This window comes from Moraxella sp. FZFQ2102 (assembly GCF_024137865.1).
Lineage (GTDB): Bacteria > Pseudomonadota > Gammaproteobacteria > Pseudomonadales > Moraxellaceae > Moraxella.
Map to the genome: position 1 here is coordinate 877096 of NZ_CP099960.1, position 11181 is coordinate 888276.

Here is an 11181-nt window from a genome sequence, read left to right on the forward strand (position 1 = left end):
CCATGACGCAAAGCACTGCCATCACAAGCCGCATTCATCTACCGAAGTACCAACGCCGCAAAGCCACGAACCGCATCGCCATGACCGCGACCATCTTGTCTGTCATCTTTGGTTTGTTTTGGTTGGTGTGGATTTTGATCACTTTATTTGGTCATGGCTTATCAGGCATGATGTCGATGCCGATTTTCACCATGGACACGCCTGCACCAATGACAGACGGCGGTCTGCGTAATGCCATTGTCGGCTCAGCATTGCTGTCGTTTTTTGGTTTGCTGATCGGTACACCGATTGGTATTTTGACAGGCGTGTATTTGGCTGAGATCGACCAAAAAAGCTGGCTGTCTCGTTCTACGCGCTTTATGACTGATGTACTATTGTCCGCGCCATCAATTGTCATTGGTTTGTTCGTGTTTGCCTTGATGGTGCATGGTCGCGGCTTTTCGGGCTGGGCAGGCGTTGTCGCACTTGCGATCATCGTCATTCCTGTGGTCATTCGCACCACCGAAAACATGCTGATGCTGATCCCGAACCACTTGCGCGAAGCAGGCTATGCCCTGGGCGCACCAAAATACAAACTCATCGGTAAAGTCACCCTAAAATCAGCGCAAGCAGGCATCATCACAGGTGTGCTACTTGCCTTTGCTCGCATTGCAGGCGAAACCGCGCCATTATTGTTCACCGCCTTGAATAACCAATATTTCAGCACCGATATGTCGCAAGCCATCGGTAACTTGCCAAATACCATTTACCAATTCGCCATGAGTCCGTATGACAACTGGCACGCCCTAGCGTGGGCGGCGGCACTACTGATCACCTTTGCGGTACTGACGCTCAATGTCATCGCGCGCATCATCTCAGCACGCGCCGAGAAATGATAGATTTGCTTAATAGATGTTGCTATAGAAATTCACTTAAATTGAAGTACAAGGATACGCCATGCTAAACTTTAACTCAGCCACCATGCCACAAACCATGAACACCACCAACGAACGCAGCCAAGCACAAGCCACCACCGCCGCCAAAGTACAAGTCAAAAACCTAAACTTCTACTACGGCGATTATCACGCGCTCAAAAACATCAATCTTGACATCGCTGACAAAAAAGTCACCGCGTTCATCGGTCCATCAGGCTGCGGTAAATCAACGCTACTGCGCACCTTCAACCGTATGTACGACCTGTATGACGGCATGAAAGCCACAGGCGAGATCATCCTTGATAATCACAACATCCTAGATGGCAATGTCGATGTCAATCTGCTGCGTGCGCGTGTCGGCATGGTCTTCCAAAAACCAACGCCATTTGCCATGTCAATCTATGACAATGTCGCCTTTGGCGTCAAGCTGTATGAAAATCTTTCAAAAGCTGAGCTGGATGAACGCGTCGAATGGGCATTGAAAAAATCTGCACTGTGGAATGAAGTCAAAGACAAGCTGAAAAAATCAGGTCTGTCACTGTCAGGCGGTCAGCAGCAGCGTCTGTGCATCGCGCGCTCTGTCGCCACACGCCCTGAAGTACTGCTATTGGACGAGCCGACTTCAGCACTTGATCCGATCTCAACAGGCGCAATCGAAGAGTTGATCCACGATCTGAAAAAAGACTACACCATCGCCATCGTCACGCACAATATGCAACAAGCAGTGCGCTGCTCAGACTACACTGCATATATGTATCTGGGCGATATGATCGAGATGGGCAAAACTGAGCAAATCTTTAACGCACCAAAAATGCAAGCCACTGCCGACTATATCGCTGGTCGTCACGGCTGAGATTGGTCAAGCCATTAAAATAGTGCAGCTGTCACAAGCTGGGTGAATAAGCTGAATATTGATAAGTTTAAGTTTTTGATATTGTTTGGTTTTTATCATTTTAATCCCAGTTTGGCTGCACGATTTTAAAATCCATTTAGCAAAGCAAGATTAAGCATTTAATCATACCAAGTGGCAAAATCTTGCAAAAACACGCTTTGACAGCCACAAACATTTGACATCAGCCCAAAAACCATTAGACTATAAAGACATCGCCAAAGCATTGTTGGACGCATACAACGACGCACGCACAAGGAATTTTATGAGCACGCCCACCATTTTAGTTGTCGAAGACGAACCTGCCATCAGTGAGCTGATTGTCAATACCTTAGAGTTGTCGGATTTTCAAGCCGTTCAAGCCTTTGACACCCATGCTGCTGCCGTGGCGGTGGTCGATACCAAGCCTGCTTTGATTTTACTTGATTGGATGATGCCATTTGGCGAATCGGGCATTGACTTTGCCAAACGCCTAAAAAAAGACGCCACCACCGCCGACATTCCCATCATCATGCTCACCGCAAAAGGCGAAGAAGACAATAAAGTGCTTGGCTTTGACATCGGTGTCGATGACTATATCACCAAGCCATTTAGCACGCGCGAGCTGGTTAGCCGTGTCAAAGCAGTGCTGCGCCGCGTGCATGGCGTCGGTAATGAGCAGCGCACCAGCATTGGCAATCTTGTCATCGATACCGCAGGTCAGCGCGTGATGGCGAATGATACTGAGATCGCCATGAGTAGCACCGAATATCGCTTGTTGTTATTTTTCGTCAATCACGCCGAACGCGCCTACACCCGCGCACAGATTCTCGATGGCGTATGGGGCGGCAATGTCTATATCGATGAGCGCACGGTCGATGTGCATATTCGCCGTTTGCGCAATTTGCTCAAGCCTTATGGCGCGGATGCTTATATCCAAACGGTGCGCGGCACGGGCTATCGCTTTTCGGATAAATAGGGTTTGCCCCAGTTTTATACAGAGTAATCATGACAATCCAGCCCATCCATCCCTTGCTATTAGAACACATTGACGAAGGCGTGGTGCAATTAAAAGACCAACAAATCGTGTACCAAAACACCATCGCAAGCACGCTTTTGCACCAGACAAGCACCGCCATCACCGTGCCAAAGACGCTGTTTGGCACGCAGATTTTTGACACCATCACCCAAAAAATCCACGAAAACACCGCCATCAGCCACGAATTTCGCGCACCATCGCCAAGCGTGGCAGGTGATGTGTTGCGTATTCAAATCAAGCCTTTGTCCGATGGCTCGCACCTGATTACTTTACAAGACTACACGCAGCAGCAGCACCTTGAGCAAATGAAGACAGACTTTGTGGGCAATGTCTCGCATGAGCTGCGCACGCCTTTGACGGTGATTTTGGGTTATCTTGAAAATTTCTCACACGCAGATGATATCAAGCCTGCATGGGCGCGCGGCATTAAGCTGATGCAAGAGCAAGCGGTGCGTATGAATGATTTGATCAATGATTTATTGATGTTATCGCGCCTAGAAAGCGATGAGACCAAGCCTAAAGTCGCGGTCGATATGCCGCGGCTGTTGATGCAGGTTTTTGACAATGCCCAAGCCAGTAATCAGCAAGGACATCTGATCGATGTGCATCTGGATACCAATAAAAATGTACTAGGCATCGAAGGCTATCTGTACAGCGCGATCTTAAACCTTGTGACCAATGCCATCAAATACACCCCCGCTGGCGGCGAGATCGACATCATCTGGGAAGAAGTCGGCGATGAAGCGCATTTGAGCGTCATTGACAATGGCATCGGCATCAGTCATGAACATCTGTCGCGGCTGACCGAGCGGTTTTATCGCGTTGATAGCGGTCGCAGTCGCGCGACAGGCGGCACAGGGCTTGGACTTGCCATCGTCAAACATGTGCTCAATAAACACGACGCACGCCTTGAGATTGATTCTAAAGAAGGACATGGCTCGACTTTTCGTATCATTTTCTCAAAAAGCCATCTGATCGACCCACACGCACACAGACAGGCGCACTGATATGCTTGAAAATACCGAAAAATTAGCATCGGTCGATATCGGCTCGAACAGCATCCACCTTGCCATTGCCGAACGCCACGGCGATAAACTCAAAAAAATCGCATCGATGAGCGAAAAAGTGCAGCTGGGCGCAGGGCTTGATGAATACGATCAACTGTCTGATGATGTGCAATTGCGCGGATTGGACTGCTTGGCGCGCTTTGCTGAGCGGCTGACCGACATCAATGCCGATCATGTGCGCGTGGTCGCCACCAATGCTCTGCGCCGCGCGATCAATGGCGATCAGTTCATCCAAAAAGCCAATGCTATCTTGCCAAGCCCCATCGAAGTCATCTCAGGTCGCGAAGAAGCGCGTCTGATTTATCTTGGTGTGTCGCACACTTGCCCAAGCAGTCGGCAGCGACTGGTGGTGGACATCGGCGGCGGCTCAACCGAGCTGATCATCGGCAAACAAGCCTTACCGATTCTCACCGAAAGCGCGCAGATGGGTTCGGTCAGCTTTACTCAGCGGTTTTTTAAATCAGGTCAAATCACTGCACTGGATTTTGAAAAAGCCATCTACGCTGCCCAAAAAGAGATCATCCACCACGCCAATCGCTACAAGAAAACAGGCTTTGATGAAGTCATCGGCTCATCAGGCACGATCAAGACCATCAAGCAGGCTTTGGCAGGCTTTGGCATGGGTGATGAGATTACCCTAGCAGGCGTTGAAGCACTCAAAGACGCACTGATCCGCTGGCAGCATATCGATGAGATTGACCTAGATGGTGTCAAGGCTTATCGCAAGGCGATTTTTCCTGCCGGTGTGGCGATTTTGCTTGCGGTGATGAAAGTCTTTGGCATTCGCCGAATGCGCTATTGTGATGGCGCGCTGCGTGAAGGCGTGATGTATGATATGCTTGCGCGCTTTGGCAATGATGATGTGCGTGATGACAGTGTGCAGGCGCTGATGACGCGGTTTAATGTCGATAAAAAACAAGCCAAACGCGTCGCCAAAACCGCGCAATCTCTTTTTGAGCAAGTCGAAAGTACGCTAAAACTTCCGCTTGGTGCTGAGCAGATGCTCAGACGCGCAGCTTTTTTGCACGAAATTGGGCTTGCCATCGGTCACGGCAGCTATCATCAGCACAGCGCTTATATGCTCAAGCACGCTGATATGGCAGGCTTTAGTCGCACCGACCAAGAACAGCTGTCACATCTGGTGCGCCACCATCGCCGCACAATCACCAGTGTCGATTATGGCGTCATCACCAAAGCTGGCGGTGTTGCTTTGGCGCATCTGGCGCTGATTTTGCGCCTAGCGGTCGTTGCTAATCACACGCGTACCGAGCTTGGCAAGCAGCAGCTGCGCCTGATCATCACTGACAGCGATCACTGGCACATCCAAGTGCAGATCGATAAGCCTGAGCATCAAGCCTGCGTCATCGACATTGGCGATGAAACGCCGTGGTTCGCCAAATGGGGGATTGATTTGTCGGTTGCTGGGGTGTGAGTTTTTAAAATTTATTCATCACAAGATATTGATTTATATGATAATTTTTAAAAATCTCAAAAATTTTCGCAAAAATCGCAAATTTTTTGAAAAAAGTGCTTGACGGAGAAATTTAATCCTGTATAATACGCACCCATACAGCGATGACTGCTAAGCAATAAAGCACAACGCTGAACCATGCGGGAATAGCTCAGTTGGTAGAGCACAACCTTGCCAAGGTTGGGGTCGCGAGTTCGAATCTCGTTTCCCGCTCCAAATTTTAAAAAGTCCAAATCGAACGGTTTGGACTTTTTTGTTGTTTAAAATCAAGGGTTTGGGTGGTTGTTTATTTGTATTATTGTGTGACCACTTTTGATAAGTTGGGCACATGCAAATTTTTGTGTGCCCAACTTGTGCCTAAAATGTGCCCATTGGCTCTTTTTCAATAAGTCAAAATATTGGAAAAATTACCCCAACTCAATTTTAAGCAGTAAGCTACATTATTAAGCCAAAATATACATCGATTGATTATAAGCCAGGCTTTGACCTAAACCTATTTTGATTGCGACAAATCATCAGGCTTATACTCAAGCAAATCCCCAACCTGCACTTCCAAGAATCGACATAGTTTATCAAGCGTCTCAAAATCGATACGTGATGAGTCGTCGTTATATAACTTATGCAACGTCGTCTTGCTCATCCCTGTCGCCCTGACAACATCAGCCACTCGAAGTCTTTTTTCTGCCAAAATTACTGGAAAACGATTAATAATCATAAAATTACCTTTTTTATGGTAAAAAAGCTTTACTTTGTGATAATTATCATGTATATTACGCACATAAGGTAAAAATTACCATCTAAATGGTAAAAAATACAACCTTATACAGAGATGCTATTTTGTTATAGTACAAATAGCTAATGATAGTTGAACTAAATCACATGATAAAGGTAATCATTATGACACAAACCTACCTCACCACTCAAGAGCTTTCGCAGATGATTAAATATGATGAGCGTACCATTCGCAATCAGCTAAAGGATTCTGTATTGATTGAAGGCATTCATTACTTTAGACCATTTGGTGGTCGCAAGATCTTGTATATCTGGGAGCAGATTGAAAAAGATATGCGTACTGGCATTATGGGTAGTATTAATGGTATGGCACTACAGTAAAAAAGGAGGCTGAATATGGCATCAATCAGAACCAGAAAAGGTAGTAGTTTGCTTTTTGTTGATTTTCACTATATGGGCAAACGCTGCCGAGAAACAACCAATCTGACTGACACACCGGCAAATCGTAAAAAGCTTGCTAAGGTGCTTGAGAAGATGGAAGCGGAGATTTTATTGGGTAGCTTTCGTTATGAGCAGTATTTCCCAAAGAGTGATAAGGCTGCCTATTTTGATGAGCTCAATAACCGACGATTAAGCCTACAAAGCGATACGCCGTTATTTAAAGAGTTTGCAGAGCTGTGGTTTGAAGAAAAGCAGATTGAATGGCGTAAAACTTATCAGGAGAAAATTATGATTATTCTAAACAAGTATTTATTGCCTAAGTTTGCAAATCGGGCTTTATTTATGATTGAAAAGTCGGATGTCTTGGCATTTCGTAGTTCCCTCGCCAAAGTGACCTACAATAATACCAAGAACACCCTGTCTGCAGCCAGAATCAATGCAATTATGACCACATTGGCTATGATACTAAAAGAAGCGTCAAAACGCTACAACTTTAACAATCCTTGTGAAGATATTAAGAAGTTAAAGACGTCAAAATCACAGATTGAGCCGTTTAGTATTGATGAAGTGTGGCGATTCATCCACGGTGTGCGCGCTGATTATAAAAACTACTATATCGTGCGATTCTTTACCGGTATGCGCACCAGTGAAATTGATGGATTGACATGGGAGCATGTGGATTTTGAAAGAAAAGAAATCTGTATCAGACAAGCATTGGTCAATGGCGTGATGGGTGAGCCTAAAACAGTAGAATCCAATCGTGAGATTATGATGTCGCCATTTGTTTTTGAAGCACTCAAAGCACAGTATCAGGTGAGCTATGGTAAATCCAAATTTGTCTTTTGTTCGCACACTGGAGAGCCGCTTGACTATCACAATGTCAATCGCCGTATTTGGCATCCAACCCTAAAAAACCTTGGGTTAAAGCCAAGAAGTGCTTATCAGACCAGACACACAGCTGCGACATTGTGGCTATCAGCAGGAGAAGCACCTGAATGGATTGCACGGCAAATGGGTCATGTCAATACCATGATGCTATTTAAGGTGTATAGCCGTTATGTACCAAACGCCACTCGTCGTGATGGCAGTGCTTTTGAGGCATTACTACTAAACAGCCAACTTGAACAAGCCAGCTAACTCAATGACTGATTTTAAGGAATGTATTTATGAACAATCTATTTGCAAGCACTCAACCAAAGAGCAATCAATCACTTAACTCAATGACAGCCATGCAATTGACCAGTAAGCTGACCAAGCAGCTGATTATCTCACTCAACATCCAAGAAGGGCATGGCCTGTGTTATTTTCTTGGTGTCAGCCCATGCTATCAAAACTACTTGGCAATCTGGCGATGGGTGATGGGTCAAGTAGAAGCATTAAGTGCACAAACACTTAATGACTACACCTTTGATCAGCTGTATTATGATCTAGAATCTTACTTTGTACATCAGTTCCCATCAGGATGAGTGATACAAATGTGTTAGATTTAATATATATTTTAGAAAATTTACATACCGTCTGGAAATATTCAGGCGGTTTTGTTATTTTGTGTCATTTAAGGTAACGCTCAGCAAACTATATTTGCAATTAAACTAATAAATATTTTGAGATTTTTATAAATTTTATTGTACAATCAAGATGATTTAATTATTTGTTAAATCAAAATAATCAACAATATAAAGGAATCACTATGAAAGTTGAAAATAAAAAATCTGTGCAAATACAAAGACATTTTATCCGTATCCATCCCAAATGCATCCCTATGGCTGAACTGATAGGTAGGTACGGCGCGACTATGCCTATGCCTGTGCTAGATATCGACCCAGACCAACACCCACCTGTTGTTGTCAAGCTTTCAGCTACCGAATATCGATTGGTTAAAAATTATCTGGCTTTTATCCGCCAAATAGATCAGCCAAGCATCAAGGTTCAAATTGATAAAACCAACGAGGCTGTATCGGATAAGATGCTAATGCGCACCATAGGTTTAGAATTATGCGACTTGTTTGTTAGGCGGGGCAAAATAGAGCCTGATATTGAGCAAATGCTTTTTGAACAAAGCGAAGTAATTTTTGATGGAAAGAGAACACATCAATATATCTGCGCCTTAGGTGGTTGGAGCTACGATGACCTTAAGAATGCTCGAAGGCTGCAACGAGTAAAAACCGATCTACCAGCGTTTAGTTTGGTTGATTATCTATACGCTAGTGGCTTGCCTACTAAGGGGGTTTACAATGAGCTTTGATCGCTACTTGACACTCAATGATAAAAATACTGATTTAAGCTCACCAACTCAAGATGATCTGACATACCTGAGAAATTGTCTGTGCACTCTTGCATCTTGTGTACCACGCATCGCAGATCATATTCACATCCCTACACATGAGCCATGTATTGTTAGTAAAGATAAACTTCATCAGATATTTCGCAAATATAAAGGAAGAATGACTCAGGATGAATACCATGAGCTACAGTCTGCTTTAGCCAGTTTATACCATGTCAATAGTGAGTTTGATGCCAATCACCCTGATGGGCAGTGGCAATTAATCGGCAAACTGTGCCAATGTCTGTGTTATTTTATCGCTCAAAATGATCGCATCCGCATCAAAAGCACCAGCCAGTTTCTACGGGTTCGCAGCAATCCAAGGTCAAATCATTATAGCGTATGGACGGCAAGTACTGATCTATTAAAAGCTGATTCGCTAAAGCTTATGCTGGATCGTATGCAGGATTTTGAGCAAAACGAAGCACACCGCTATGACTCATCAGAGCAAGCGATGTACCATGACTTGCTTCTCATTCTTCAGTCTTGCTACGAACAAAAACTTACCTCAGGGCGCAGCAAGAGTGCTAAAGAGCGCGGGAAAGATAAAAACGCTCGTAAAGCCGCCCAGTTTGAAGTCATTCCCCACGACTACGATGCTGATATTGATGCGATCGAGCTGTCTGAGATGTTAATCTGGCAGCGTGACAGTAGTCGAGAAAGCTTTGAGAAAATACCACTGGATGAAAGGCAAACCCGCACTGTCATTGGCATTAACAATAAACAGCTTAGTAGTGCAGAAAAATATGACATACGGTTGGTGATCAAACGCACTCAAGCCGCCCATAATCACGCCAATCTGAATGAGTTTATGTCCGATACCAGTTTGCGAACTATGCCGATTGAGCTGGCTTATAAAGTGTGCAATCAGCTGCTATGGTTTTTTAATGCCGGTGGGCGTTATCAAGACGCGGCTGCATGGCTACTGCTTGTCATTTGTACAGGTCGATTATTTGAAGAACTGATTGCAGATTTAACCTCTTGCGAGAAAACACATAGACTCATGGATCGCAAATCACCAAGGTTTGATGTCATAGTCACAATCAGTCCACAAGCATCTAATGCACTCACTCAAAAATTCGACATGCTACAAAACGGTAGCAATACGCTCTCATTACCCTTGCCAGATGCTATTCATCAGCATATCATCAGCCAATACAAACACATCAATAAAAATGAAATGCAAGCACAAATCATTGAATTGATTGGTGTGCTAAAAATCGAATGCAATTTACCCTTATTAACTGAAAATCGGCTAAAAAATCTGCTTTACAAAACTTTAATTTCTCAAACTGCTGATATACTGCTGGCATCTGTCATCACAGGACGTAATAACAAAAAGATGGCAAGCTCTTTTTATTGTAGTCTGCCGAAACAGAAGATATTAGACAACTACCTAAGTGCCATCAAACAAATTTCACCAGCATTGCATCAATTGCTATCCGTAGATATGCTTGATGCAGATGAACAAAGCCAAACAATCGGCAGTTATCATGTAGTCACACCACAGGCTGTAAGCAAGATCATGCAAGCACTTCGCGAAAACGCTATACAGCTCAAACAACGTTATGACAACGATCATAGTAATGATAGCTTTATTGCATATTTTAATGCCTATGCAGCTTGGCTGTGGCAATTATCCTTGCTATTGACCAGTGTGCGCCCTGTGATTGGCTCACCGGGCGCTTTATCTCAATACGATCTTGATTTGGGCTTATTGCGCGTCAGTGACAAACAACAGCGCAGCCATGGGAATGCCCGAATAGTGCCATTGTGTCCATTTTTAATCACGCAAATCAAGCAATATGTCGCGTTTTTACGCCATGTCAAACAAAGTATTGGGTTTCGCTCTTCAACGCTTGCTACCGCCATTGATCAAATTTTGTCGGGTGATCGAGCATTACTCAATACTGTCGATGAACATTTGCATCTAAGCGAAATCAGCCCATCAGCCATGCAGTCTATTGGCATCAAAGACTGGACGATGCCGGATAACTGGGCAAGGCATTTTGTGCGAAGTTATTTAGCCGAAAAGCTGGATGTGTCCGAAACACTCATACTGGCGATCTATGGTCATGAACTGGCGGGACAAGAATTGTTACGCACGACAAGCTCACTGGGACTGGGTTCAATAAAAGGTGTCGCAGATGCTTTTGAGGTAATGGCAAAACAACTTCAGCTACAGGGGGTGATAGCGTATGGCGACTAATAAAACCAACACCAAGAAATTACGATTCCTTGTAAAAGAAGCCTGTCAAATTCATTATGACAAGCTTCTTGCACGCTCTGCTGAACTTACTGATGATTCATATTATCAAATGTATCA

11 protein-coding genes and 1 tRNA gene are annotated in these 11181 nt (G+C 44.6%); 11 read left to right on the plus strand and 1 reads right to left on the minus strand.

Going from position 1 to position 11181, the window contains the following annotated elements; translation table 11 throughout:
* Window positions 1–2 precede the first annotated feature (2 nt).
* From pstA to NGM44_RS04235, 6 genes are all read left to right on the plus strand, one after another.
* Window positions 3–875, plus strand: a complete 873-nt coding sequence (gene pstA, locus NGM44_RS04210) for a phosphate ABC transporter permease PstA (RefSeq protein ID WP_253224371.1) — start codon at window positions 3–5, stop codon at window positions 873–875.
* Window positions 876–960: 85 nt separating this feature from the next.
* A complete protein-coding gene (pstB, locus tag NGM44_RS04215; RefSeq protein ID WP_253224624.1) occupies window positions 961–1767 on the plus strand; it encodes a phosphate ABC transporter ATP-binding protein PstB in 807 nt (268 codons plus the stop codon).
* A gap of 301 nt (window positions 1768–2068) precedes the next feature.
* Complete coding sequence (gene phoB / locus NGM44_RS04220) at window positions 2069–2761, plus strand: phosphate regulon transcriptional regulator PhoB (RefSeq protein ID WP_253224372.1); 693 nt, start codon at window positions 2069–2071, stop codon at window positions 2759–2761.
* Window positions 2762–2790: 29 nt separating this feature from the next.
* The gene (gene phoR / locus NGM44_RS04225) at window positions 2791–3828 is read left to right on the plus strand and encodes a phosphate regulon sensor histidine kinase PhoR (RefSeq protein ID WP_253224373.1); all 1038 of its coding nucleotides are present in this window, start codon (window positions 2791–2793) and stop codon (window positions 3826–3828) included.
* A 1-nt stretch (window position 3829) separates the two neighbouring features.
* The gene (locus NGM44_RS04230; RefSeq protein WP_253224374.1) at window positions 3830–5320 is read left to right on the plus strand and encodes a Ppx/GppA phosphatase family protein; all 1491 of its coding nucleotides are present in this window, start codon (window positions 3830–3832) and stop codon (window positions 5318–5320) included.
* 179 nt (window positions 5321–5499) lie between these two features.
* A tRNA-Gly gene (locus tag NGM44_RS04235) sits at window positions 5500–5575 on the plus strand.
* A gap of 277 nt (window positions 5576–5852) precedes the next feature.
* Here NGM44_RS04235 and NGM44_RS04240 read toward each other — a convergent pair.
* Window positions 5853–6074, minus strand: a complete 222-nt coding sequence (locus NGM44_RS04240) for a helix-turn-helix transcriptional regulator (RefSeq protein WP_049237014.1) — start codon at window positions 6072–6074, stop codon at window positions 5853–5855.
* A gap of 182 nt (window positions 6075–6256) precedes the next feature.
* Between NGM44_RS04240 and NGM44_RS04245 the strand changes: the two genes are divergently transcribed.
* The 5 genes from NGM44_RS04245 (at window position 6257) to NGM44_RS04265 (ending at window position 11064) form a co-directional block, all read left to right on the plus strand.
* Window positions 6257–6472: a hypothetical protein gene (locus NGM44_RS04245; RefSeq protein WP_076555708.1), complete on the plus strand. Its 216-nt coding sequence runs from the start codon at window positions 6257–6259 to the stop codon at window positions 6470–6472.
* Window positions 6473–6487: 15 nt separating this feature from the next.
* A complete protein-coding gene (locus NGM44_RS04250) occupies window positions 6488–7669 on the plus strand; it encodes an Arm DNA-binding domain-containing protein (RefSeq protein WP_253224375.1) in 1182 nt (393 codons plus the stop codon).
* Between the two features lie 29 nt (window positions 7670–7698).
* Window positions 7699–7998, plus strand: coding sequence for a hypothetical protein (locus tag NGM44_RS04255; RefSeq protein WP_253223572.1), 300 nt, complete (start codon window positions 7699–7701; stop codon window positions 7996–7998).
* A gap of 224 nt (window positions 7999–8222) precedes the next feature.
* Window positions 8223–8777, plus strand: coding sequence for a hypothetical protein (locus NGM44_RS04260; RefSeq protein ID WP_253223571.1), 555 nt, complete (start codon window positions 8223–8225; stop codon window positions 8775–8777).
* Window positions 8778–8976: 199 nt separating this feature from the next.
* Window positions 8977–11064, plus strand: coding sequence for a hypothetical protein (locus NGM44_RS04265; RefSeq protein WP_253224376.1), 2088 nt, complete (start codon window positions 8977–8979; stop codon window positions 11062–11064).
* Window positions 11065–11181 lie beyond the last annotated feature (117 nt).